This window comes from Burkholderia sp. BCC0097 (assembly GCF_902832985.1).
In the GTDB taxonomy this organism is placed as follows: Bacteria; Pseudomonadota; Gammaproteobacteria; order Burkholderiales; family Burkholderiaceae; genus Burkholderia; species Burkholderia orbicola.
The window spans coordinates 1-23,502 of the sequence record NZ_CADFDM010000013.1 but is presented as its reverse complement, the minus strand read 5'-3'; the positions used below and the strand labels follow the sequence as shown (position 1 = coordinate 23,502).

Sequence of the window (23,502 nt, the reverse complement as noted above, 5' to 3'; positions counted from 1 at the left end):
AATTATAAATGGATGCCCATCGCCCAGCCATCGCCTTGCCGGCGCGGGCCTGTCGTGACGCGGCCGCAACGTGCCCGCAACATGCAGGCAGCGTGCGACCGAACGGATCGGAAACGGCATCGCGTCGCCGACTTATAATGTCGGGTCCCGCATTTTTCTCGCCCGTCAGCTGCCGCTCCATGCCCGATCTGCTCGCCAATCTGAACCCCGAACAACTCGCCGCCGTCACGTTGCCGAACGAACCGGCGCTGATCCTCGCAGGGGCGGGCAGCGGCAAGACCCGCGTACTGATCACGCGCATCGCGTGGCTGATCCAGCAGGGCTATGCGTCGCCGCCCACCGTGCTCGCCGTCACCTTCACGAACAAGGCCGCGCGCGAGATGATGGCACGCCTGTCGGCGATGATGCCGATCGACACGCGCGGAATGTGGATCGGCACGTTCCACGGCCTGTGCAACCGGATGCTGCGCACGCACTGGCGCGACGCCGGCCTGCCGCAGACTTTCCAGATCCTCGACACGGCCGACCAGCTGTCCGCGATCAAGCGACTGATGAAGGCGGCGAACGTCGACGACGAAAAGTATCCGCCGAAGAACGTCCAGTACTTCATCAACAACGCGAAGGAGCAAGGGCTGCGCCCGGACAAGGTCGACGCGACCGACAACTTCAACCGCAAGTTCGTCGAGCTTTACCAGGCGTACGACCAGCAGTGCCAGCGCGAAGGCGTCGTCGATTTTCCCGAGCTGCTGCTGCGCTGCTACGAGCTGCTCGCGTACAACGCGCCGTTGCGTGCGCACTACCAGGCGCGCTTCCGGCACATCCTCGTCGACGAGTTCCAGGACACCAACAAGCTGCAGTACGCGTGGCTCAAGATGCTCGCGGGCGGTGAGAACGCGATCTTCGCGGTCGGCGACGACGATCAGTCGATCTATGCGTTCCGCGGCGCGAACGTCGGCAACATGCGCGACTTCGAAGACGAATTCCGCGTGCGCAACCTGATCAAGCTCGAGCAGAACTACCGTTCGCACGGCAACATCCTCGACGCGGCGAACCAGCTGATCTCGAACAACGCGCACCGCCTCGGCAAAAACTTGCGTACCGATGCCGGCCACGGCGAACCGGTGCGCGTGTACGAAGCCAGCACCGATTCGCAGGAAGCCGGCTGGATCGTCGAGGAGATCCGCTCGCTGATCAATACCGGGATGGCGCGCAGCGAAGTGGCCGTCCTGTACCGCAGCAACGCGCAGTCGCGCTCGATCGAGCACACGCTGATGTCGTCGGGCATTCCGTACCGCGTGTACGGCGGCCTGCGCTTTTTCGAGCGGCAGGAAGTGAAGCACGCGCTCGCGTACCTGCGCCTGATCGACAACCCGAACGACGACACGGCATTCGCGCGCGTCGTGAATTTCCCGACCCGCGGCATCGGCGCGCGCTCGGTCGAGCAACTGGCCGACGCCGCGCGCCTGTACGGCTGCTCGATGGCCGCCGCGATTCCGTACGTGACCGGCAAGGCCGGCACGAGCCTCGGCGGGTTCGCGAACCTGATCGCGAAGATGCGTGCCGACACGCAGCACATGAACCTGCCCGACACCGTCGAGCACATCGTGCGCGCGAGCGGCCTTGCCGATTTCTACCAGGGCGAGCGCGAAGGCCAGGATCGCCTCGAAAACCTGCAGGAACTCGTGAACGCGGCCACCGCGTTCATCGCCGAGGAAGGCTACGGGCTCGACACGCCGGCCCGCTCGATCCCGCTGCGCGCGGGCGCGATCGCGGCGCCCGAGCTCGGTACCGCGACGGACGATCCGGCGGTCGACGTGCTCGACCCGGCGTCGCCTGCCGATCCCGCGCAGAACCCCGACACGATGACGCCGCTCGCCGGCTTCCTGTCGCACGCGTCGCTGGAGGCCGGCGACAACCAGGCGCAGGCCGGCCAGGACGCGGTGCAGCTGATGACCGTGCACGCGGCGAAGGGGCTCGAATTCGCGGCCGTGTTCATCACGGGGCTCGAGGAGGGCCTCTTCCCGCACGAGAACAGCGTGCTCGAATCGGACGGCCTCGAGGAAGAGCGCCGGCTGATGTACGTCGCGATCACGCGCGCGAAGGAGCGGCTCTATCTGTCGTTCGCGCAGAGCCGGATGCTGCATGGCCAGACGCGCTACAACGTGCGCTCGCGCTTCTTCGACGAACTGCCCGAGCACGTGCTGAAGTGGCTGACGCCGAAGGTCGAGGCCGGGTCGCGCTGGGGCGGGCGCTCGGACAATGCCGGCTACGGGCGCGACTGGTTCGCGCGGCCGGGCGGCGGCAGTCGCGAGCAGATCGTCGATGCGGCCGTGTCCGCGCCGCTGCCCGCGTTCGCGGACAAGCAGCGCGCGGCCGACGCCGGCTTCCGGGTCGGCCAGCAGGTATTCCATACGAAGTTCGGCGAAGGCACGGTCACCGCGCTCGAAGGCAACGGCACCGATGCGAAGGCGCAGGTGAAGTTCAAGCGCCACGGCGAGAAATGGCTCGCGCTTGCGGTCGCGAAATTGCAGGCGGTGGAATGATGGACGTCGACCTCGCCGTGACGCCTGCCGCTCGTCCGCTCGGCATTCTGGCCGCGCTGCCCGAGGAGCTCGGCGACCTGATCGCCGCGATGCGCGCCGACGGCGCGATGAAGACGGTCACGCTCGGCCGCCGCGATTACCACGTCGGCACCGTGCACGGCGCGGCCTGCGTCGTCACGCTCGCGCGGATCGGCAAGGTCGCGGCCGCCGCGACGGTCAGCGCGCTGATCCACGTGTTCGGCGTGTCGGGCGTGGTGTTCACCGGCGTCGCGGGCGGCGTGTCGCGCACGGTGCGTATCGGCGACGTCGTCGTGGCCGATACGCTGCTGCAGCACGATCTCGACGCGTCGCCGCTCTTTCCGCGCTACGAGGTGCCGTTGCTCGGCATCACGCGTTTCGCGACCGACGCCGCGCTGACAGCCCGCTTGCGGGCTGCATGCACGCTGTTCGTCGAGGAAGAGGGCGCGCGGTTCGCCGAGCGCTTCGGGCTCGCCGGCGCGGCGCTGCACGCGGGGCTCGTCATCAGCGGCGATCGCTTCGTGTCGAGCGAGCGGGAAGTGCTCGCGCTGCGCGACGCGCTGCCGGACGCGCTCGCGGTCGAGATGGAAGGCGCGGCGATCGCGCAGGTGTGCGCGGAACACGACGTGCCGTTCGCGCTCGTGCGCACGATTTCCGATACGGCCGACGATCACGCGACGCAGTCGTTCTCGCACTTCCTGTCGGCGATCGCCAGCAGCTATTCGTCCGGCATCCTCAAGCGCTTCCTGACGCTGCATGCGACGACGGCGGCCTGAAGCCGCCGTCTCGTACTTTTCCCATCAAACCGCTCGACCGGCCGCGGCGCGCACGCCGCGGCCGGTCGTTCGTCACGCCTGCTTGCGCCGGCTGCTTTCGAGGTTCGGCAGGAACACCGTCAGCACGCCGATCAACGGCAGGAACGAGCACACCTTGTAGACGAACGGGATGCTCGTCGCATCGGCGAGCTGGCCGAGCACGGCCGCGCCGACGCCGCCCAGGCCGAACGCGAAGCCGAAGAACAGGCCCGCGACCATCCCGACCTTGCCGGGCATCAGCTCCGTCGCATAGACGAGGATCGCGGCGAACGCCGACGCCAGCACGACGCCGATGATCACGGTCAGCACGCTCGTCCAGAACAGGTTCGCGTACGGCAGCAGCATCGTGAACGGCGCGACGCCGAGGATCGACACCCAGATCACGTACTTGCGGCCGATCCGGTCGCCGACGGGCCCGCCGATCAGCGTGCCGGCAGCCACCGCCGCGAGGAACACGAACAGGTGGATCTGCGCGGCCTGCACCGACAGATGGAACTTGTCGATCAGGTAGAACGTGAAATAGCTGTTGATGCTCGCGAGGTAGAAGTACTTCGAGAACACGAGCAGCACCAGCACGCCGATCGCGGCCATCACGCGGCCGCGCGACAGCGTCGGGTGGCCGGCCGAGGCGGCCTTTTTCTTCATCGACGGATGCTTCTTGTACCAGTGGCCGATCTGCGTGAGCACGATCATCGCGACGAGCGCGGCCGCCGAGAACCACGCGATGCTGTGCTGGCCGTGCGGAATGATCACGAGCGCGGCGAGCAGCGGCCCGAGCGCGGAGCCTGCATTGCCGCCCACCTGGAACACCGACTGCGCGAGCCCGTGCCGGCCGCCCGACGCCATCCGCGCGACCCGCGACGATTCGGGGTGGAACACCGACGAGCCGCAGCCGACGAGCGCGGCGGCCACCAGCAGCATCGGGAAATTCGGCGCGGCCGACATCAGCAGCAGCCCCGCGAGCGTGAAGCCCATGCCGACCGGCAGTGAATACGGCTTCGGATGCTTGTCGGTATAGAGGCCCACGAGCGGCTGCAGCAGCGACGCGGTGATCTGGTAAGTGAGCGTGATCAGGCCGATCTGCGCGAACGACAGCGCGAACTGGCTCTTGAGCATCGGGTAGATCGCGAGGATCAACGACTGGATCATGTCGTTGAGCATGTGCGAGAAGCTGATCGCGCCGAGCACCGGGTAGACGGTGCGGGCGGCGGGCGGTGCGGACGGGTGGGCGGCGGCTGCGCCGGCGGCTCCGGAGTCGAGGCTGGTTTCCATGTGAGCTGAACGAGTTGAGGTGGCTGGCGCGCTCTGTTGGGGATCGGCGCGTTGTCGATTCGTTGATGCGTCAAAGAAGTGTAATGTGGCGTATCGAGAATGTCAGGCCAAGTTTTGTCGCGAATCGGACATTCGTGTGATGGATCGGCCGGTGCGTGCTTTTTTGGACGGGTATAACGCTGGCGGCGCGTCCGTCCTTCAGCCGGGCCGCGCCGGGCCCGGTGCGTGTTTTTCCGGACTCAAGAAACGGCGATGGCGGCCGTAGAACGACCCAATGACAACAGGCGCGCCGCGCCCGCACCGGCTACCCGCCGGGCGGGCGCAGGACGCGCGGCATGGCCTGCCATCGCGGGACCGCCGGGACCGACCTTTCCGGCAGCGTGATCCATACGGGGATAGTTCGATGAAAGCAGCATCTTTGCATCCACAGCCCGGTGCGGCCGCCGCCGCACCCGCCGTTGCCGCCGGTCGCGCCGCTCGGCGCGCGCGCGCGGCGCGTCGCACGCGTCGGCCGTGGACCGTCAAGGCGACGTTGCGCGCCGCGTTCGCGATCCTGCTGGTCGGCACGCTCGCGATCGGCGTGTTCTCGCTGTGGCAGATCAGCCGGCTGAACGCGTCGATCGCGTCGGTCTATGAGCAGGGCCACGTCGCGAGCCGCGCGGCGGCGGAGGTGCGGGCCGAGGTGTTGCGCGCGAGCCGCGCGCAAAAAATGCTGCTGACCGCGACCACCGCGAAGGAGCGCGACGAACTCGGCGCCGAGGTGAGCGCGGGGCTCGCGTCGATCGGCCAGGCGCTCGGCACGCTGCAGCGCTATGCCGATCCGGCCGATGCCGGCGATTCGGCGAGGCTGCGCGCCTTCTCGACGGCGGTTGGCACGTGGAGCACGCATCTGCGCGATTTCGTCACGCTGGTGCGCGCCCAGCCGCTCGACCTGTCGCAGATGAACTGGCAGGTCGGCACGCAGGACGTGTCGCTGCTGGTCGAAACCGGCAAGCTCGAAAAACTCGTCGCCGAACTCGTGAAGACGCGCGGCAAGAAGTCGAAGGCGACACTCGATGCGTCCGCCACCATTTTTTCGTCGTCGTTCGCGATGATCGCGGCGATGACGGCCGCGCTGATCGTGCTGGCCGTCGCGATCGCCGAGCGCGTCGTGCGGCGCCTCGCGTCGCAACTCGGCGGCGAGCCCGCGCTCGCGAAGGAAATTGCCGCGGATATCGCGCGCGGCGACCTGACGCGGCCGATCACGCTCGCCCGCCACGACCGCGACAGCATGGTGCGCGCGCTGGCCGAGATGCAGACGGGGCTCGCGGCCACCGTGGGCGAGATCGCGGTGAGCGCCGAGGCCATCGCGGCCGCGTCCGGCGAAATCTCCACCGGCAATCTCGACCTGTCGCGGCGCACCGAACAGCAGGCCGTCGCACTCGAGCGCACCGCGGCCAGCATGGAGCAACTCACGTCGACCGTGCGGCAGAACGCCGAGAACGCGCGGCAGGCGAGCACGCTCGCGGCCAATGCGTCGGCGGTCGCGGAGACGGGCGGGGAAGTCGTCGGCCGGGTGGTCGCGACGATGAGCGAGATCGACGACAGCGCGAAGAACATTCGCGACATCATCGGCACGATCGAGGGAATCGCGTTCCAGACCAACATTCTCGCGTTGAACGCGGCGGTCGAGGCCGCGCGCGCCGGCGAGCAGGGGCGCGGCTTCTCGGTGGTCGCCGGCGAGGTGCGGCTGCTCGCGCAGCGCTCGGCGACCGCGGCCAAGGAGATTCGGGAACTGATCGGCGCGTCGGTCGAGCGCGTGGCCAACGGCGCGGCGCTCGCGCACGACGCGGGCCGCACGATGGGCGACGTGGTGCGCGCGGTCAAGCGCGTGACCGACATCATCGGCGAGATTTCGGCGGCGTCGGACGAGCAAAGCGCGGGGATCGACGAGATCGGCCGCGCGGTCACGCAAATGGATGCCGGCACCCAGCAGAATGCGGCGCTCGTCGAACAGGCGGCGGCTGCCGCGAACGCACTCGACGAGCAGGCTCAGGCATTGAAGGCGCTGGTCGGGCGTTTCCGCATCGCGCACTGAGCGTGCGGCGCGCCCGGGCGCTTACGACTTCTTCTGCTTGTCGGGATCGATGATGACCGTGCAGGTCGTGCCCGCCGACAGCACCACGTCGGCCGGCACTTCGTCGATCTTGATGCGCACCGGCACGCGCTGCGCGAGGCGCACCCAGTTGAAGGTCGGGTTCACGTCCGCGACGAGGTCGCGGCTTTGCGGGTTGTCGCGATCGTAGATGCCGCGCGAGATGCTTTCCACGTGGCCCTTCATCACGCCGCCGCTCATCAGCCGCATTTCGGCCGGCGCGCCGATCTTCACGCGCGGCAGCTTGGTTTCCTCGAAGTAGCCGTAGACCCAGAACGAGTGGCTGTCGACGATCGCGAGCTTCGCCTGGCCGGCCACCGCATAGTTGCCCTTGAAGGTCTGCAGGTTCGTGATGTAGCCGTCGACCGGCGCGACGACGCGCGTGCGCTCGAGGTTGAGCTTCGCGGCGTCGAGCGCGGCGATCGCCTGCTGATACTGCGCATCGGCGCTCGACGCGCTGTGCACGGCGTTCTCGCGGTTTTCCTTCGACACGACGAGCGCATCGAGATCCGCGCGGCGGGCCGCGTCGTCGCGGCGCATCTGCAGTTCCGCGCGGCGGGCGGCCACCGCCGCCTGCGCCTGCTCGACCGCGATCTGGTAGTGCGACGGGTCGATCTGCATGATCAGGTCGCCTTTCTTCACGAGCTGGTTGTCATGCACGGGCAGCTCGACGATCGCGCCCGACACGTCCGGCGCGACGTTGACGATCTCGGCGCGCACGCGCCCGTCGCGCGTCCACGGATCGTCCATGTAGTGCACCCACAGCGAGCGCCCGATCAGGATCGCGACGAGAAGGATGATGGCGGTCGCGGCGAAGCCGAAGAGTTTTCTGAGCATCATGATGGTTCGGAATCAACGGTAAACGGCAAGACTCAGTCCGCCGCAAATGCAGACGAGAAGGCAGGCCCGGAACAGCGACGGGTGCCAGACGAGACGGTAGAGGCCCGTATAGGCGAGCAGGCGGTCGACAGCCCACGTCGCGATCGCGCCGAGGACGAACATCAGCACCACCGTCGGCATGTAGGCATCGAGAATGGCGATTTCACGCGGCATCATGACGAGGCTCCTGGTTGGGGATGCACGGGGCGGTTGCGGTTGAGCGGCTCGAGCGGCGATTCCGGGTCGAGCAGCGCGGTCCGCACGAAATGCAGGTGGCTCAGGATGCGCTGCAGCCGGTGGCGCTCGTCGCGCGACGGCTCGACCGCATCGAGCGTTTGCCGGGTCGCGTCGATCGCCGCATTGGTCGCGACGAGCGTCGCGTCGAAACGCGCGGCGCTCGGCCGGGTGAACAATGCCGACAGCGCGCTACGCATCGTGTCGATCGCGCGCCGCCACGGCATCGCCGGCGCATAGCGCGGGTCGGCCGGCAGCGTCGCGAGCTCGTGACGCAGGTCGATCGTCGCGTTGCCGGTTTCGAGCACCGCGAACATCCAGCGCAGCGCGTCGCGCTGCACGTCGGGCTGGTCGGCCGACAGCGTGTGCGCCTGGTACATCAGGTCGCGCGCGCCGCTTTCGAAGCGCGTGCGCAAACCCGCGAGCCGCGCGTGGCCGGCCGCGACGGCCTGGTGGCGCAGGTCCGCGAAGAGGCGCTTCTTGTGCCATGGCGCGGTCGGCGGGAACAGCACCGCGAACGCGATCGCCGATGCCAGCATCGCCAGCACGAGCGCGAGCGAATCGTTCATGAAGCTGGTCGGATCGTAGTGCGTGATGTTGTCCGGGCCGGCGAGGAAGCTGAAGAAGATCAGGTAGCCCATCCCGTAGCCGGCGAGCTTCGGCTTCAGCGTCATGAAGATGCCGATCGCGAGCAGCGGCGCCAGCGCGACGCACAGCAGCGGGAAGCCGTCGATGTGCGGATAGATGCCGAACGTCAGCAGGAAGCCCGTGCAGACGGCGAGCGCGGTGCCCATGCCCATCTGCGCGGACATCGCGGTCGGGCGCGGCGTCGACGACGCGAGCGCGCAGGTGGCCGCCGCCGTCAGCGTCATCGTCACGCCGCTCGGCCACGCGGTCTCGATCCAGAACCAGCCGAGCACGAGGATCACGGTCGCGGTGCGAATCGCCGCGATCACCATTGCCGTCGCATTGGTGCGCGGCTCGTAGCGCTCGATCCAGCGTTCGCGTTCGTGCGTCGCGCTCGACAGCGACGCGTAGGTGGCCGCGTACTCGTGCAGGTCGGTGATGAAGCGGTACAGCAGTTCGGCGGCCGTATCGAAGTCGAGCAGCGGAAAGTCCGGCTGCGTTTCGAGCGCCGCGCGCGTCGCGCGGATGCGGCGCGGCAGCGCGTCGCGCCACGCGAGCAGTTGCGTGGCCGCGTGGCCGGCATCGGCCGACGTGCGTACCGGTTCGCCGGCCGGCGTCAGCAGCAGCGGGGCGATCTCGCGAAAGTACGGCTCGATCGCGTCGATCGCGGCTTGCGCGCCGGCCGCATGCAGCCGGTTCATCAACTGGTGCAGCGCATGGAAGCGGCTCGACGCGCTCATGAACTCGCTGTTCAGCCGCGCGAGGCGGCCGCTGCGCATCCGCGTGTCCGGGTCCTCGAACACGGCCATGCTGCGCGCGGCTTCGAACCCGACCACGTCGGCGACGAAGCGCGTATGGATGGTTTCGATATGTGCGCGGTCGAGCTGGCCCGACAGCGCCGCCGCGACGTAGTCGACGAAGCTGCCGAAGCGCTTGCGCACCGTCGTGCGCATCTGCTCGCCGGTGGTCCGCGGAAACACGAGGGCGCTGACCACGCCGGCCGACACGATCCCGACCATGATTTCGGCCACGCGCGTCATTGCGCTCATGAACGCACCGTCCGGGTGTTGCGACGCGGGCAGCCCGATCAGCGCGGTCGTGTAGCCGGCCAGCAGGAAGCCATAGCTGCGGAAGTTGCGGTTGCGCGCGGCGCCGGCCGTGCACAGGGCGACCCACAGCGCGACCGCCAGCAGGAACAGCTGCGGCTGTTGCGGGAACAGCCCGACGAAGGTGAGCGTCGCGATCAATCCGAAGATCGTGCCGGCGACGCGGTAGAAGCTTTTCGCGAGCACCGCGCCGCTTTGCGGCTGCATCACGATGAACACCGTCGTCATCGCCGTTTTCGGCGCGGGCAGGTCGAGCCGCATCGACACGCCGGTCGCGATGAACGCGGCGAGCAGCGCCTTGAACAGATAGAGCCACGCGGCGCCGTCGGTGCGGGCCCAGTCGCCGAACGCGGCGGTCCAGGCCGCGAACGGGCCGCCGGCGGGCGTGGAAGCGGGGGAGGAAGCTGACATGGCGACGCTCCGCGTTACCGTGCGGCCGGCACGCCGGACGCGCCGGTGGTGGCGACTTCCGCGGGCCGGGCGACGGCTGCCGCCGGCTTCGTGCCCGATGCGGCGGCGGGAGCGGCAACCGCGGCGGCGGCTTCGTCCTTCGGCACGTCGCTGCCCGTCTCGACTCCACCGCCGAGCGCGGCCATCAGCTGCGCGTGCGCGGCGAGGCGTTCCGCATCGATGCGGGCGGCCGTCTCCTGCGCGCGCAGCAGTTGCTGCTGCGCGACCAGCACGTTCACGTAATCGGTCAGCCCGCGGCGGAAGCCTTCGCGCGACAGTTGATAGCTGCGATTGTTGGCCGCCACCGAGCGCGCGGCGTCCTTCTTCTGCGTGTCGAGCGAGCGGATTCGCACGACCTGGTCGGCGATGTCCTTGAGCGCGCCGACGATCGTCTGGTTGTAGCGCTCGACCGCCTGGTCGTAGCCGGCGTTCGCGGCGCCGAGCTGCGCCCGCAACCGGCCGCCTTCGAAGATCGGCAGCGACAGCGCGGGGCCGGCCGTCCAGCCGCCGTTCATCGCGCGCAGGAAGTCGGTGAACGGCGCGGTCACGCCGAAGCCGCCGACCGTCGCGAGCAGGTCGATGTTCGGGTAGAACGACGCCTTCGCGACGTCGATGCCGCGCGCCTGCGCGTCGACCGTCCAGCGCGCCGCGACGACGTCGGGGCGGCGGCCGAGCAGGTCGGCCGGCATCGCCGACGGCAGGCCGGCCGGCGCATCGAGCGCAAGCTGCGGCCGCTTGATGGTGTCGCCGGCGCCCGGGCCCTTGCCGGCCAGTGCGGCGAGCTGATGGCGCGCGAGCTGGATCGCCTCTTCGTAGCTGTCGATCTGGCGCTCGTAGTCGGGCAGTGTCGATTCCGCCTGGCTCACGTCGAGCTGCGTGCCGAGGCCGGCCTGCAGCCGCTTGCGCGCGAGATCGGCGAGCGAGCGCTGGCGTTCGAACGTCTCGTGCGCGAGGTCCAGCAGCGCGTAGTTCATCGACATGCCGACATACGCGCGCACGACGTTGACCTCGAGTTCGAGCTTCGCTGCCCGTGCATCGGCGGCGCTCGCATGCGCGGTGTCGAGCGCGCGCTCGGTCGCGTTCTTGTCCTTGCCCCACAGATCGAGGTGGTACGACAGGCCGAGCGTGCCGGTATTGTTCCAGGTGTCGGTATCGGCGAGCGGCCCCGGGCCGTAGTACACGTTGTCGGGCCAGTGCTGGCGCATCAGCGACAGGTTGCCGTTGATCTGCGGCAACTCGGCCGAGCGGGCGACGCGCGCCATCGCCTGCGCTTCGCGCACGCGGGCCTCGGCGGCCGCGAGGGTCGGGTTGCCGGCCTGGGCGGCGGCGATCCATGCATCGAGCTGTGGATCGCGGTACGCGCGCCACCAGTCGGCGGCGGGCCAGCCTGCGTCGCGGTCGGCCGCGCGGATGGCCGCGCCGGCGTCGAGTGCGTTCGCTTCGATGCGAGTGGACTGGGTTTTGTTGTCGCCCATGCTCGCGCAACCGGCCATTATTAATGAGACTGCAAGAACCGCCAGTGCGAGCGTCCCTTTTGTCGCCGGAGACTGCACGATTTTCTCCCTTTCGGATATAGATGAGTCGGAGGCGATTATATTTTTCGGCGATTCCTGAATAAACGGACAACGGTGCAAGTCATTTTTACGAATCCTGAGATAATATTTGTTGGACCCTGTGCAACAATCCCTCCGGATTCAAACGGGTAATCGGATGGATACGTTACAAAACATGCGGGTATTCGTCCGCGTGGTGGACGCGGGAAGCTTTACCGCGGCCGCCCAGCAGATGAATTCGACCACCGCCTACGCTTCGCGCGCGGTCTCGGATCTCGAGGCCCATCTGCGCACGCGTCTCCTGAACCGCACGACGCGCCGGATCGCGCTGACCGAAGCCGGCGAGCGCTATCTGCAGCGCTGCGAACAGATCCTCGCTTACGTCGACCAGGCCGAAGCCGAGGCGGGGGACGCGCACGCGCGTCCGTCCGGCAAGCTGAAGGTCCATTGCTTCACGAGCCTCGGCCAGCACTATCTGGTGCCGGCGATCGCGCGCTATCGCGAGCGCTATCCGGACGTGCACGTCGAGCTGACGCTCGCGCAGCGGATGCCCGACCTGCTCGACGAGGGGTACGACGTCGCGATCGTCGTCGGCCGCGATCTGCCGGATTCGGGGCTCGTGTCGCAGCGGCTCGGCGAGAGCTACAGCGTCGTGTGCGCGTCGCCCGGCTATGTCGAGTCGCACGGCGTGCCGCAGCGGCCGGCCGATCTCGCGCAGCACGTGTGCCTCGGGATGGTCGCGCCGGGCTTTCACTTCGACGAATGGGCGCTGGCGGGGCCGAACGGCGACGAGGTCGTGCCGATCACGGCGCCGCCGTTCCGCGTGAACGTCGCGGAGGCGCTCGCGGTGGCCGTGCGGGAGGGGATGGGGATCGGCGGGCTGCCGCTCTATTCGGCGATCGGCTGGCTGCGCAGCGGGCACATCGTGCGCGTGATGCCCGAGTACCGGTCGCACGTGATGAACATCTATGCGCTGTATCCATCGCGCCAGTACCTCGACGCGAAAATCCGGACCTGGGTCGATTTCCTGCGCGAAGAGCTGCCGCTGACGCTCGAAGCGGACGAAGCGGCGCTCGAACAGTTCACGCGTGCGACATGACCGCGCGGTCGGCCGCCATCTGACGAGATTTGTCCTTCACGCAACATTTTTTTACGAACGTGTGTCAGACAGTTTGATACTGTTGGAATTAACGAGATACACCACACCGGAGTAGCGATGGATACGCACCTGATGATCGGCCTTGGCGTCCTGCTGGGCGCGGCTGCCGCCGCGGCGGCGACCCGCGACCTGCTGCGTGCGATGAAGGCGAGGGCGCAGATGAAGCCCGTGCCGGTCCGCGTGCGCGAGCCGCGCCGCCCCGGCCGCTGATCCCGCCGTCACGTTTCAGACGGGCAAGGCCGCGCCACGCGGCCGCCCGGGCCGGCGCTCAGCCGAGCTCGACGACCTTGTCCCACGCGAACGCGGGGTTTTCCCATTCGCCGGTGCGCCGGTGAAGGTAGCCGCGCGGATTGCACACCACGCGCGTGCCGCCGTCCGCCACGTAGTCGAATGACGTATGCGTGTGGCCGTGCAGCCACAGATCCACCGGCGGTCGCACCAGTTCCGCCATGTCCGTGACGAACCCCGCCGACGCCAGATCGTCCGCATAGCGTTCCGCCAGCGAGCGCCGGTGCGGCGCATGATGGGTGACGACGATCGTCTTGCCCGCGAACGGCACCGCCAGCTGCGTTTCCAGCCATGCACGGCCTTGCAGATGGAGCGCAATGGCGTCGGCCGGCGCGAAATCCCGTTCCGGCGCGCCCGCTGCCGCATGCAGCGCCGCATCGTGCGGCCACGTCACCTGGATCAGTCCCTTGAAATCGAGCATCACGCGCAGCGCGGCGTCGATCGTGCGCGCGACGCTGGCTTCGTCCCCGCCGAACAGCGAAAAATCCGCCCAGAGCGTCGTGCCCAGCACGCGGAAGCGTTGGGCGGGATCGACGTAGACGCCGTTGTTCAGGTAATGCACGTTGTCGAGCGCATGCGCCGCGTCGCGCATCGCCGTCTCCAGCGCGCCGAATTCTCCGTCGTAGTACTCGTGATTGCCCGGCACGTAGATCACCGGCACCGCCGGGTCGAATGTCTCGGCGGCCCAGCGCAGGCCTTCCGCGTGATTGTGGATGTCGCCGGCCAGCACGACGAGATCCGCGTCGGCATGCGGGATCGCGTCGGGCAGGTTGTTTTCGAGATGCAGGTCGGACAGGACGCGGACTTTCACGGGCTTGGCTCCTGAGTAGGCGGCGTCAGCGCAGGACCTTGCCGGGATTCATCAGGCCGCGCGGGTCGAGCGCGGTCTTCAGCGTGCGCATCAGCGTGGTTTCGACCGGCGACTTGTAGCGTTGCGCGTCGTCGATCTTCAGTTGGCCGATGCCGTGCTCCGCGCTGATCGTGCCGTGATGGCGGTGCACGTTGTCGTAGACGATCCGGTTGATCGGCTTCTGGAATTCCGCGAGGAACGCCTTCGGATCGCCGCCTTCGGGCGTCTGCACGTTGTAGTGCAGGTTGCCGTCGCCGAGGTGGCCGAACGTGACCATCCGCGCGCCCGGCGCGGCCTGCTGGATCGCCGCGTCGGTCTCGTCGATGAAGCGTGCGATCGACGAGATCGGCACCGCGATGTCGTGCTTGATGTTGAGCCCTTCGTCGGCCTGCGCGAGCGGGATGTGCTCGCGCAGGTCCCAGAACGCGCGCGACTGCGCGAGGTTCTCCGCGACCACCGCGTCGACCACGAGCCCGGCCTCGAACGCGTCTTCCATCAGCTTCTCGAACAGCGCGCGCGCGTGCGCTTCGCTTTCGTTGTCGGACAGCTCCAGCAGCACCGTTTGCGCATGCGTCTGCGCGAATGGGTAGCGCAGTTGCGGATAGTGCTTGCCGACCAGCTGCATGCAGAAATCCGACATCAGCTCGAAGCCGGTCAGCAGCGGTCCGGCCGCGCGCTGCGCGAGCGCGAGGAAATCGAGCGCCGCGTGCGGCGATTCGAGCGCGGCCAGCGCCGTGACCTGCGCGGCCGGCAGCGGATGCAGCTTCATCACGGCCGCGGTGATGATCCCGAGCGTGCCTTCGGCGCCGATGAACAGGTCGCGCAGATCGTAGCCCGTGTTGTCCTTGCGCAGTCCGCGCAGCCCGTCCCAGATCTCGCCCTGCGGCGTCACGACTTCGAGCCCGAGGCACAGCTCGCGCGCGTTGCCGTAGCGTAGCACCGCGGTGCCGCCCGCATTGGTCGACAGGTTGCCGCCGATCGTGCAGCTGCCTTCCGCCGCGAGGCTCAGCGCGAACAGCCGGCCGCCTTCGCGAGCGCGCGCCTGCACGTCGGCGAGGATCACGCCGGCTTCGACGGTGATCGTGTTGTTGTGCGGATCGAGCGCGCGCACGCGGTTCAGGCGCGCCAGGCTCAGCACGGCCTGGCTGCCGCTCGCATCGGGCGTCGCGCCGCCGGCGAGGCCCGTGTTGCCGCCCTGCGGCACGAGCGCGACGCCGTGCGCGTTGGCGAGCTTCACGAGCGCGGCGACTTCCGCCGTGTTCGCGGGCCTCAGCACCGCACACGCCGCGCCCTTGTAGCGGCGGCGCCAGTCGGTCAGGAACGGCTCGGTATCGTGCGGATCGGTCAGCACGTGGTCGGCGCCGATCGCGTCGCGGCACGCGGAAACGAAAGCTTCGGAGGACATCATCACCTTGTCGCGTAAGGGTCAGGACGTGGCGCGCAGTTTTTTCGCCGCGCGCTTGAACGGCGCGACGTAAGCCAGCGCCGCCACGAAGAAGCCGACGGCAAGCGCGGTCTCGCACCAGCCGAGCGTCGCGGGCAGCCCGCGATCGGACATGCCGCGCACGATGCCTTCGGCGAGATAGACCAGGATCAGCATGCTCGCCCACTGCATCGTATAGATGTTACGCCGCCAGACGCCGGGCAGCGCGAGCGCGAGCGGCACGGCTTTGAGCATCAACGCGGAGCCGCCGGGGCGCAGCGGCGCGAGCCACAGCTCCCACGCGAGCGACAGCGCGATCAGCGCGACGAGACACGCGGCGGCGGCCAGCGCGTAGCGCGGCCGGGCCGCGGCGGCGGGGCGGGCGGGGGCGTTCATGCAGCCTCGGCGGCCTGGGCGCTGGCGAGGGCCGCGGCGGCGCGTGCGAGCCGTACGCCGAGCGCGGCTGCGAGCGCCTTCTCGTCCGCCGACAGCCCGGCGGGCGTCGAGCGGTCGTGCTGCGCGACGTGCGACGCGCCGTACGGCGTGCCGCCGGTACGCGTCGTGCTCAGGGCGGATTCGGTGTACGGGATTCCGACGATCATCATCCCGTGATGCAGCAGCGGCAGCATCATCGACAGCAGCGTCGACTCCTGGCCGCCGTGCAGGCTGCCCGTCGACGTGAACACGCTCGCCGGCTTGCCGGTGAGCGCGCCCGACAGCCATTGCGGCGTCGTGCCGTCGAGGAAATACTTGAGCGGTGCGGCCATGTTGCCGAAGCGGGTCGGCGAGCCGAGCGCGAGGCCCGCGCATTCCTCGAGGTCGCGCAGTTCCGCGTAGGGCGGGCCGTCGGCCGGGATGTCGGGGGCGGTGGCTTCGCAGACGGCCGACACGGGCGGCACGGTGCGGATGCGGGCCTGCATGCCCGGCACGCTGTCGATGCCGTTGGCGATCGCGAGCGCGAGCTCGCGCGTGGCGCCGTGACGGCTGTAATAGAGGACGAGGATGTCTTTCATGGGCGACGGAGCCGCGTGCGGCCGCGCGCGTGCCCGGTGCAGTCGGCCCCTGCTGGAATCGAGCGGCTATTATAGGGGCTGAAGCCGTCGCGCTGCGCGGCGGCGGCGCGCCGTGACGCGCGCAGCATCGAGAAGGAGAAGCCGTTTGCCGAAGTTGAGCGTCGATCTCGACACCATCAAGCGCCTCGCGCAGTTCGCGGCCCGGCGCAGCGCCGAGGATCGCATCCCGCAAGTGGCGGGCAGCCTGACCTTCACGACGCTGCTGGCGCTCGTGCCGCTCCTGACGGTCGCGTTCGCGCTGTTCACCGCGTTCCCGATGTTCGCGTCGTTCCAGATCTCGCTGCAGGGGTTCCTCGCGGATCACCTGATGCCCGCGCAGTTCAACATCCAGATCTTCAAGTACCTGAACCAGTTCGCGTCGAAGGCCAAGGGGCTGACCACGGCGGGCCTGATCGTGCTCGTCGTCACCTCGGTGATGACCATGATGACGATCGAATCGGCGTTCAACCTGATCTGGCGCGTACGCAAGCCGCGGCCGTTCGCGCAGCGCGTGCTCGCGTACTGGGCGCTGATCACGCTCGGGCCCTTGCTGTTCGGCGTGAGCCTGTCGATCTCGTCGTACCTGTTCACGCAGTCGCTCGCGTTCACCGGCGCGGGGCCGTCCACGTCGATGGTGGAGTGGCTGCTCGCGCTCGCATCGCTGCCGTTGACGGTGCTCGCGTTCACGCTGCTGTACGTGTACCTGCCGAACTGCACGGTCGCATGGCGCGACGCGGTGATCGGCGGGTTGTTCGCGGCCATCGCATTCGAGCTCGCGAAGCGCGGCTTCGGCTACTACGTGCGGCGCATTCCGACCTATACGGCCGTGTACGGCGCGTTCGCGGCGCTGCCGGTGTTCCTGCTGTGGGTGTATTTGAGCTGGTTCATCGCGCTGCTGGGTGCGATGGTGGCGTCGGCGCTGCCGGCGATCCGCGTCGGCCAGTTCCATCGCATCCACTATCCGGGCAGCGACCTGCTCGACGCGCTCGAGCTCCTCGCGCGGCTCGCCGAAGCGCGTGCGGCCGGCAAGCGCGGCTATACGGCGCTGCGGCTCGCGACGATGCTGCGCTGCGACATGGAAACCGCGCAGCGATTGCTGACGACGATGGAGGAGCGGGAATGGGTGGCGCGGCTCGACGGCGGCGGGGAGGCCACGCCGCGCTACATTCTGCTCGCGAACCCGGAGCAGCTGACGCTCGCGCAACTGTTCGACGTGCTGGTGATCGATCGCACCGAGCTGACCTACCAACTCCAGCGGCGCCGCAGCCACGTCGACGGGGCCGCGCTGCTCGACGTGCTGTCGAACGACCGGTTCGACGTGACGCTCGCATCGCTGATCGCCGCGCACCGGCTCGCGGGCGGGCAGCCGGCCGGCAGCGCCGCACCGGCGCCGGGCGTGGCCGACGCGCACGCGCAGCCGCCGCGACCTGCCTGAAGGCGGGGTCGGGCGGCTACAGCGGGATCTTGCCGGTGCAGATGTCCTTGAACATCACCCAGTCGCCCATCAGGCTGTAGATCGGGTGCCGGAACGTGGCCGGGCGGTTCTTCTCGAAGAAGAAGTGTCCGACCCACGCGAACCCGTAGCCGCAGACGACCGCCGCCGGCAGCCACAGCCAGTGGCCGGTCGCGACCGCCATCGCGACGCAGCCGATCACGCCGAGCGAGCCGATGAAGTGCAGCCGCCGCGACGTCAGGTTCTGGTGCTCGTTCAGGTAATACGGGTAGAAGTCAGCGAAGCTGGCGAATTGCTCCGTATGCGTATGCGCCATGGCCGTCTCCTCGGGCCGCTGTTCATGGGGCCATTGTGCGGCCGGCGGCCCGTGTCCGCAAGCGGTGGCGGGCCGCCGCGCCGGCCCGTGCTTTCCTTTTGACAGGCTTTCCGATAGGATCGAAAGAGATTTTGCATTCAAGCATGAGGGGACTACGATGCGCGTCAGCGATATTCTGAAAGTGAAGGGCAACACGCTGTTTACGGTGACGCCCGATAAGCCGCTGCGCGAAGCGGTCGATACGATGGCCGAACACGACATCGGTTCGCTCGTCGTGATGGAGTACGGCGATCTCGTCGGGATGCTGACGTTTCGCGAGATCATCCTGCGCCTGCACGTGAACGGCGGCGCGATCGGCGACGTGCAGGTGCGCAAGGTGATGGACGAGCCGCTCACGTGCACGCCGGAAACGGACGTCAACGAAGTGCGCCGGATGATGCTCGAGCGTCACGCACGCTACATGCCGGTGCTCGACAAGAAAGTGCTGATGGGCGTCATTTCGTTCTATGACGTCGCGAAGACGGTCGTCGAGGCGCAGAGCTTCGAGAACCGGATGCTGAAGGCGTACATCCGCGACTGGCCGGAATCGGAAGCCGAAGCGCACAAGCCGTGAATCACGCCGCGCCCGGCACGTCGATGCATGGGCGCCGCCATCCGGCACGCGGCGGCGCAGGCATGTCCTGCGCCGCCGTTTTTCCAACGACAACACGAGGCCCGCGCAGCATCGCCCAGACGGTGCGCGCGTATTCCGCATGAGCGATCACACGCAAGCCACTTCGGGGCGGCGCGACGAACGTCGCGCCCACGCATCGCAGTTCGACCTGCTGCGCGAGCGCCGCTTCGCGCCGTTCTTCACGACCCAGTTCCTCGGCGCGCTGAACGACAACGTCTTCAAGATCGGCTTCACGTCGCTCGTCACGTATCACACCGCGCGGTTCTCCGGCGTCGATGCGAAGACGGCCGCGTTCCTGATTTCCGCGATCTTCATCCTGCCGTTCGTGCTGTTCTCGGCCACCTCCGGCCAGATCGCCGACAAATACGACAAGGCGACCCTCACGCGCTTCGTGAAATCGTTCGAGATCGTGCTGATGCTGGTCGGCGCGGCCGGCTTCGTCACGCATAGCGCGACGCTGCTGTATCTGTGCACGTTCATGATGGGGATGCACTCGACGCTGTTCGGGCCCGTCAAGTATTCGTACCTGCCGCAGCATCTCGGCGAACATGAGCTGGTCGGCGGCAACGGGCTCGTCGAGATGGGCACGTTCATCGCGATCCTGATCGGCACGATCATCGGCGGCGCGGCGGCCGGCATCGAAGGCAGCGGCGAGCGCGTGCTTGCGGTAAGCGTCGTCGTCATCGCGCTGGCCGGGCGGCTCGTCGCGCAGCGCGTGCCGCCGACACCCGCGCCGCAGCCCGACCTCGTGATCAACTGGAACCCGGTCAGCGAAACCTGGCGCAATCTCGGCCTCGCGCGCCAGAACCGCACGGTGTTCCTGAGCCTGCTCGGCATCTCGTGGCTGTGGTTCGTCGGCGCGACCTTCCTCACGTCGTTCTTCAATTTCGCGAAGGACGTGCTGTCCGCGAGCCCCGACGTCGTCACGATCCTGCTCGCGACGTTCTCGGTCGGCATCGGCCTCGGCTCGCTGCTGTGCGAGCGGCTGTCGCAGCGGCGTGTCGAGATCGGCCTCGTGCCGCTCGGCTCGATCGGCATCAGCGTGTTCGCGATCGAGCTGTATTTCGCGAGCCACGCGCTGCCGTCGCCCGGCCATCTGCTGTCGGTCGGCGAATTCCTGGCCGGTGCGCGCCACTGGCGCATCCTCGCCGACCTGTTCCTGCTCGCGATGTTCGGCGGCTTCTACAGCGTGCCGCTGTACGCGCTGATCCAGAGCCGCAGCGCGCCGACGCACCGCGCCCGGATCATCGCCGCGAACAACATCCTGAACGCGCTGTTCATGATCCTGTCGGCCGTGATGGCGATGGGGCTGACCAAGGCCGGTGTCGACATCCCGGGGCTGTTCCTCGTCACCGCGCTATTGAACGTCGTGGTCGCGACGTATATCTACCTGCTCGTGCCCGAGTTCCTGCTGCGCTTCGTCGCGTGGGTGCTCGTGCATACCTTCTACCGGATTCGCCTCGTGCACGCGGAGCGGATTCCGGCGGAAGGGGCGGCGGTGCTCGTGTGCAATCACGTCAGCTACGTCGATGCGCTGGTGCTGGCCGCCGCGAGCCCGCGCCCGATTCGTTTCGTGATGGATCACCGGATCTTCAAGACGCGTTTCGCGAGCTGGGTATTCCGGCATGCGAAGGCGATCCCGATCGCACCGCGCCACGAGGACCCCGCGATGCTCGCGCGTGCGTACGACCTCTGCGAGGCCGCGCTGAAGGACGGCGAGCTCGTGTGCATCTTCCCGGAGGGCAAGCTGACGAAGACGGGCGACATCAACACGTTCCACCACGGTATCACCGAGATCCTGAGCCGCACGCCGGCGCCGGTGATCCCGATGGCGCTGCGCGGGCTGTGGGGCAGCTATTTTTCGCGGCATTCCGATGCGCGGATGCCACGGCCGATCAAGCGCGGCGTGATGAGCCGGCTGACGCTGGCGGTCGGCGAGCCGATCCCCGCTTCGGTGGCGACGCCCGAGGCGTTGCAGGCGGCGGTGACCGAACTGCGCGGCGCACGGAAGTAGGCGGGCACCGGGCCCGGCGCGGAATGATCGATTCGCGCACCGGGACGGGATGGGGGCCGCGGTTCGGCGGCTCCCGCGCGTAACGCCGAGGGCCTGTGATCGCCGCACCGCCTTGCCTCTGCCCTTATCCGCGCCGGCCCGTGTGGTCTGAACGGTTCACGCGGCCCGCGCGCCCGGGACGGCTGGCATAATAGCGGTTTACCTCTTTTTCTCGACCGGCAAACGATCGACCTGCCTGCGGCCCCGGCAGCGCATCGGTTTGCCCATTTCTCTTTGGGCGGTTCCATCATGTCCGGCAATACCCTCGGCACGCTTTTCACTGTCACGACCTTCGGCGAATCGCACGGTCCCGCGATCGGCTGCGTGATCGACGGCTGCCCGCCGGGGATGGGGCTGACCGAAGCCGATATCCAGGTCGAACTCGATCGCCGCAAGCCGGGCACGTCGCGGCACGTGACGCAACGGCAGGAAGCCGACGAGGTCGAGATCCTGTCGGGCGTGTTCGAAGGCGTGACGACCGGCACGCCGATCGCGCTGCTGATCCGCAACACCGACCAGCGCAGCAAGGATTACGGCAACATCGTCGAGACGTTCCGTCCCGGCCACGCCGACTACACCTACTGGCAGAAATACGGCATCCGCGACTACCGCGGCGGCGGCCGCTCGTCCGCGCGCCTGACCGCGCCGATCGTCGGTGCCGGTGCGGTCGCGAAGAAGTGGCTGCGCGAGCGCTTCGGGGTCGAGGTGCGCGGCTACATGAGCGGCCTCGGCGAAATCGACGTGCCGTTCGTCGACTGGTCGTACGTGCACGAGAACCCGTTCTTCTCGCCGAATGCGGCGGTCGTGCCGGAGCTCGAAGCGTACATGGATGCGCTGCGCAAGGATGGCGATTCGATCGGCGCGCGCATCGACGTCGTCGCGTCGGGCGTGCCGGTCGGCTGGGGCGAACCGGTATTCGACCGGCTCGATGCCGATATCGCGAAGGCGATGATGAGCATCAACGCGGTGAAGGGCGTCGAGATCGGCGCGGGCTTCGACAGCGTTGCGCAGCGCGGCTCGGTGCATGGCGACGAACTGACGCCGGCCGGCTTCGTCGGCAACCACGCGGGCGGTGTGCTCGGCGGGATTTCGACGGGGCAGGACATCACCGTGTCGATCGCGATCAAGCCGACGTCGAGCATCCGCACGCCGCGCCGCTCGATCACGAAGAGCGGCGACGAGGCGACGGTCGAAACCTTCGGTCGCCACGATCCGTGCGTCGGCATTCGCGCGACGCCGATCGCCGAATCGATGCTCGCGCTGGTGCTGATCGACCATGCGCTGCGCCATCGCGCGCAGTGCGGCGACGTGGAGACGGCCACGCCGAAGATCGCCGGCAGCGCGACCTGATAGAGGCGGGCGGGGCGCCCTGCGTCGCCTCGGCCGTCGAGCGATGAATGCAAGCGGGGCGCTGCGTGATGCAGCGCCCCGTTTCGTTTGCGGCGGTGTGTGCCGTGACTCAAAAAAACGCGCCGCTCGCCGCGGCGCGTTCCGGCAGCTTACATGTTCGGATAATTCGGCCCGCCGCCACCTTCGGGCGTGACCCACACGATGTTCTGCGTCGGGTCCTTGATGTCGCAGGTCTTGCAGTGCACGCAGTTCTGCGCATTGATCACGAGGCGCTCGCCGCCGTCGTCGTTCTTCACGAACTCGTACACCGCCGCCGGGCAGAAACGCGCCTCCGGCCCCGCGTACGTGCGCAGGTTCACGTTCACCGGCACGCTCGCATCTTTCAACGTCAGGTGCGCCGGCTGGTTCTCCTCGTGGTTCGTGTTCGAGATGAACACCGACGACAGCCGGTCGAACGTCAACTTGCCGTCCGGCTTCGGGTATTCGATCGGCTCGCACTGCGACGCCGGCTTCAGCATCTCGTGGTCCGCATGCTGGTGATGCAGCGTCCACGGCACGTTGCCGCCCATCACCTTCTGCTCGAGCCCCACCATCAGCGTGCCCAGGTACAGGCCCTTGGCCATCCACTGCTTGAAGTTGCGCGCGCGGTACAGCTCCGTGTACAGCCACGATTGCTTGAACGCATCCGGGTACGCATTGAGCTCGTCCGACTGGCGGCCTGCCTGCACCGCGTCGAACGCGGCGTCGGCGGCCAGCATGCCGGTCTTGATCGCCGCGTGGCTGCCCTTGATCCGCGATGCGTTCAGGAAACCCGCGTCGTCGCCGATCAGCGCGCCGCCCGGGAACACCGTCTTCGGCAGCGACAGCAGGCCGCCGGCCGTGATCGCGCGCGCGCCGTACGACACGCGCTTGCCGCCTTCGAGGAACGCGCGGATCGACGGATGCGTCTTGTAGCGCTGGAATTCCTCGAACGGCGACAGGTACGGGTTCGTGTAGCCCAGGCCCACCACGAAGCCGACCACCACCTGGTTGTTGTCCATGTGATACAGGAACGAGCCGCCGTACGTGTCGGACTTCAGCGGCCAGCCGGCCGTGTGGATCACGAGGCCCGGCTTGTGCTTGGCCGGATCGATTTCCCACAGTTCCTTGATGCCGATCCCGTACGCCTGCGGATCGGCGTTCGCGTCGAGCTTGAACTTCGAGATCAGCTGGCGGCCCAGATGGCCGCGGCAGCCTTCGGCGAACAGCGTGTAC

Annotated in this window: 20 protein-coding genes; 9 read left to right on the top strand and 11 right to left on the bottom strand. The window is 68.2% G+C overall.

What is annotated here, in order from left to right:
• Positions 1-179: 179 nt before the first annotated feature.
• Together HWX07_RS33025 and HWX07_RS33020 are read left to right on the top strand one after the other, a co-directional pair.
• The gene (locus HWX07_RS33025; protein WP_012328351.1) at positions 180-2,543 is read left to right on the top strand and encodes a UvrD-helicase domain-containing protein; all 2,364 of its coding nucleotides are present in this window, start codon (positions 180-182) and stop codon (positions 2,541-2,543) included.
• Positions 2,540-3,337, top strand: a complete 798-nt coding sequence (locus HWX07_RS33020; protein WP_041491965.1) for a 5'-methylthioadenosine/adenosylhomocysteine nucleosidase — start codon at positions 2,540-2,542, stop codon at positions 3,335-3,337. The genes HWX07_RS33025 and HWX07_RS33020 overlap by 4 nt, the downstream gene beginning before the upstream one ends.
• 72 nt (positions 3,338-3,409) lie before the next feature.
• Here the strand turns inward: HWX07_RS33020 and HWX07_RS33015 are convergent, their stop codons facing one another.
• Positions 3,410-4,648, bottom strand: coding sequence for an MFS transporter (locus HWX07_RS33015; RefSeq protein ID WP_006476215.1), 1,239 nt, complete (start codon positions 4,646-4,648; stop codon positions 3,410-3,412).
• Positions 4,649-5,051: 403 nt separating this feature from the next.
• On the opposite strand from HWX07_RS33015, the gene HWX07_RS33010 reads away from it, so the two are divergent.
• Positions 5,052-6,725, top strand: a complete 1,674-nt coding sequence (locus HWX07_RS33010) for a methyl-accepting chemotaxis protein (protein ID WP_175879179.1) — start codon at positions 5,052-5,054, stop codon at positions 6,723-6,725.
• Between the two features lie 21 nt (positions 6,726-6,746).
• On the opposite strand, the gene HWX07_RS33005 is transcribed toward HWX07_RS33010, so the two are convergent.
• Genes HWX07_RS33005 through HWX07_RS32990 form a run of 4 tightly spaced genes read right to left on the bottom strand, consistent with a single transcriptional unit; the run spans position 6,747 to position 11,631 of the window.
• Entirely contained in the window at positions 6,747-7,622 is an 876-nt protein-coding gene (locus tag HWX07_RS33005) for an HlyD family secretion protein (RefSeq protein ID WP_175879178.1), read from the bottom strand.
• A 12-nt stretch (positions 7,623-7,634) separates the two neighbouring features.
• A complete protein-coding gene (locus tag HWX07_RS33000) occupies positions 7,635-7,838 on the bottom strand; it encodes a DUF1656 domain-containing protein (protein WP_006476212.1) in 204 nt (67 codons plus the stop codon).
• The gene (locus HWX07_RS32995; RefSeq protein ID WP_175879177.1) at positions 7,835-10,039 is read right to left on the bottom strand and encodes an FUSC family protein; all 2,205 of its coding nucleotides are present in this window, start codon (positions 10,037-10,039) and stop codon (positions 7,835-7,837) included. The genes HWX07_RS33000 and HWX07_RS32995 overlap by 4 nt, the downstream gene beginning before the upstream one ends.
• A gap of 14 nt (positions 10,040-10,053) precedes the next feature.
• Positions 10,054-11,631: an efflux transporter outer membrane subunit gene (locus tag HWX07_RS32990; protein ID WP_175879176.1), complete on the bottom strand. Its 1,578-nt coding sequence runs from the start codon at positions 11,629-11,631 to the stop codon at positions 10,054-10,056.
• A gap of 157 nt (positions 11,632-11,788) precedes the next feature.
• Here HWX07_RS32990 and HWX07_RS32985 point away from each other — a divergent pair, with 157 nt between their 5' ends.
• A complete protein-coding gene (locus HWX07_RS32985; protein ID WP_175879175.1) occupies positions 11,789-12,730 on the top strand; it encodes a LysR family transcriptional regulator in 942 nt (313 codons plus the stop codon).
• A 117-nt stretch (positions 12,731-12,847) separates the two neighbouring features.
• Positions 12,848-13,000 (top strand): hypothetical protein, encoded by a 153-nt coding sequence (locus tag HWX07_RS32980; RefSeq protein WP_175879174.1) that lies wholly within the window; start codon positions 12,848-12,850, stop codon positions 12,998-13,000.
• Positions 13,001-13,058: 58 nt separating this feature from the next.
• Here the strand turns inward: HWX07_RS32980 and HWX07_RS32975 are convergent, their stop codons facing one another.
• Genes HWX07_RS32975 through wrbA form a run of 4 tightly spaced genes read right to left on the bottom strand, consistent with a single transcriptional unit; the run spans position 13,059 to position 16,364 of the window.
• Positions 13,059-13,889, bottom strand: coding sequence for a metallophosphoesterase (locus tag HWX07_RS32975; RefSeq protein WP_175879173.1), 831 nt, complete (start codon positions 13,887-13,889; stop codon positions 13,059-13,061).
• A gap of 25 nt (positions 13,890-13,914) precedes the next feature.
• Entirely contained in the window at positions 13,915-15,336 is a 1,422-nt protein-coding gene (locus HWX07_RS32970; protein WP_124468218.1) for an FAD-binding oxidoreductase, read from the bottom strand.
• An 18-nt stretch (positions 15,337-15,354) separates the two neighbouring features.
• Entirely contained in the window at positions 15,355-15,747 is a 393-nt protein-coding gene (locus HWX07_RS32965) for a DUF2069 domain-containing protein (protein ID WP_175879172.1), read from the bottom strand.
• Positions 15,744-16,364 carry an NAD(P)H:quinone oxidoreductase gene (wrbA, locus tag HWX07_RS32960; RefSeq protein WP_175879171.1) on the bottom strand — a complete coding sequence of 207 codons (621 nt, stop codon included), beginning with the start codon at positions 16,362-16,364 and terminating at the stop codon, positions 15,744-15,746. Before wrbA ends, HWX07_RS32965 begins: the two co-directional genes overlap by 4 nt.
• A gap of 145 nt (positions 16,365-16,509) precedes the next feature.
• Between wrbA and HWX07_RS32955 the strand changes: the two genes are divergently transcribed.
• Positions 16,510-17,838: a YihY family inner membrane protein gene (locus HWX07_RS32955; protein WP_175879170.1), complete on the top strand. Its 1,329-nt coding sequence runs from the start codon at positions 16,510-16,512 to the stop codon at positions 17,836-17,838.
• A gap of 16 nt (positions 17,839-17,854) precedes the next feature.
• Here HWX07_RS32955 and HWX07_RS32950 read toward each other — a convergent pair whose 3' ends face one another.
• Positions 17,855-18,172: an Mpo1-like protein gene (locus HWX07_RS32950; protein WP_006476203.1), complete on the bottom strand. Its 318-nt coding sequence runs from the start codon at positions 18,170-18,172 to the stop codon at positions 17,855-17,857.
• A gap of 157 nt (positions 18,173-18,329) precedes the next feature.
• On the opposite strand from HWX07_RS32950, the gene HWX07_RS32945 reads away from it, so the two are divergent.
• From HWX07_RS32945 to aroC, 3 genes are all read left to right on the top strand, one after another.
• Positions 18,330-18,785: a CBS domain-containing protein gene (locus tag HWX07_RS32945; protein WP_006488504.1), complete on the top strand. Its 456-nt coding sequence runs from the start codon at positions 18,330-18,332 to the stop codon at positions 18,783-18,785.
• A gap of 139 nt (positions 18,786-18,924) precedes the next feature.
• Positions 18,925-20,859, top strand: a complete 1,935-nt coding sequence (locus HWX07_RS32940; RefSeq protein WP_011545233.1) for an MFS transporter — start codon at positions 18,925-18,927, stop codon at positions 20,857-20,859.
• A gap of 288 nt (positions 20,860-21,147) precedes the next feature.
• On the top strand, positions 21,148-22,248 hold the full coding sequence (aroC, locus tag HWX07_RS32935; RefSeq protein WP_175879169.1) for a chorismate synthase: 1,101 nt from the start codon (positions 21,148-21,150) through the stop codon (positions 22,246-22,248).
• Positions 22,249-22,397: 149 nt separating this feature from the next.
• Here the strand turns inward: aroC and HWX07_RS32930 are convergent.
• On the bottom strand, positions 22,398-23,502 hold a 1,105-nt coding region (locus HWX07_RS32930; RefSeq protein ID WP_175879168.1), incomplete at its 5' end, for an electron transfer flavoprotein-ubiquinone oxidoreductase.

Coding starts and splice junctions, on each gene's coding strand:
- HWX07_RS33005 (WP_175879178.1), bottom strand. CDS start 7,622: ATGATGCTCAGAAAACTCTTCGGCTTCGCCGCGACCGCCATCATCCTT.
- HWX07_RS32965 (WP_175879172.1), bottom strand. CDS start 15,747: ATGAACGCCCCCGCCCGCCCCGCCGCCGCGGCCCGGCCGCGCTACGCG.
- aroC (WP_175879169.1), top strand. CDS start 21,148: ATGTCCGGCAATACCCTCGGCACGCTTTTCACTGTCACGACCTTCGGC.
- HWX07_RS32980 (WP_175879174.1), top strand. CDS start 12,848: ATGGATACGCACCTGATGATCGGCCTTGGCGTCCTGCTGGGCGCGGCT.
- HWX07_RS32945 (WP_006488504.1), top strand. CDS start 18,330: ATGCGCGTCAGCGATATTCTGAAAGTGAAGGGCAACACGCTGTTTACG.
- HWX07_RS32985 (WP_175879175.1), top strand. CDS start 11,789: ATGGATACGTTACAAAACATGCGGGTATTCGTCCGCGTGGTGGACGCG.
- HWX07_RS33000 (WP_006476212.1), bottom strand. CDS start 7,838: ATGATGCCGCGTGAAATCGCCATTCTCGATGCCTACATGCCGACGGTG.
- HWX07_RS33020 (WP_041491965.1), top strand. CDS start 2,540: ATGATGGACGTCGACCTCGCCGTGACGCCTGCCGCTCGTCCGCTCGGC.
- HWX07_RS32950 (WP_006476203.1), bottom strand. CDS start 18,172: ATGGCGCATACGCATACGGAGCAATTCGCCAGCTTCGCTGACTTCTAC.
- HWX07_RS32995 (WP_175879177.1), bottom strand. CDS start 10,039: ATGTCAGCTTCCTCCCCCGCTTCCACGCCCGCCGGCGGCCCGTTCGCG.
- HWX07_RS33025 (WP_012328351.1), top strand. CDS start 180: ATGCCCGATCTGCTCGCCAATCTGAACCCCGAACAACTCGCCGCCGTC.
- HWX07_RS33010 (WP_175879179.1), top strand. CDS start 5,052: ATGAAAGCAGCATCTTTGCATCCACAGCCCGGTGCGGCCGCCGCCGCA.
- wrbA (WP_175879171.1), bottom strand. CDS start 16,364: ATGAAAGACATCCTCGTCCTCTATTACAGCCGTCACGGCGCCACGCGC.
- HWX07_RS33015 (WP_006476215.1), bottom strand. CDS start 4,648: ATGGAAACCAGCCTCGACTCCGGAGCCGCCGGCGCAGCCGCCGCCCAC.
- HWX07_RS32940 (WP_011545233.1), top strand. CDS start 18,925: ATGAGCGATCACACGCAAGCCACTTCGGGGCGGCGCGACGAACGTCGC.
- HWX07_RS32970 (WP_124468218.1), bottom strand. CDS start 15,336: ATGATGTCCTCCGAAGCTTTCGTTTCCGCGTGCCGCGACGCGATCGGC.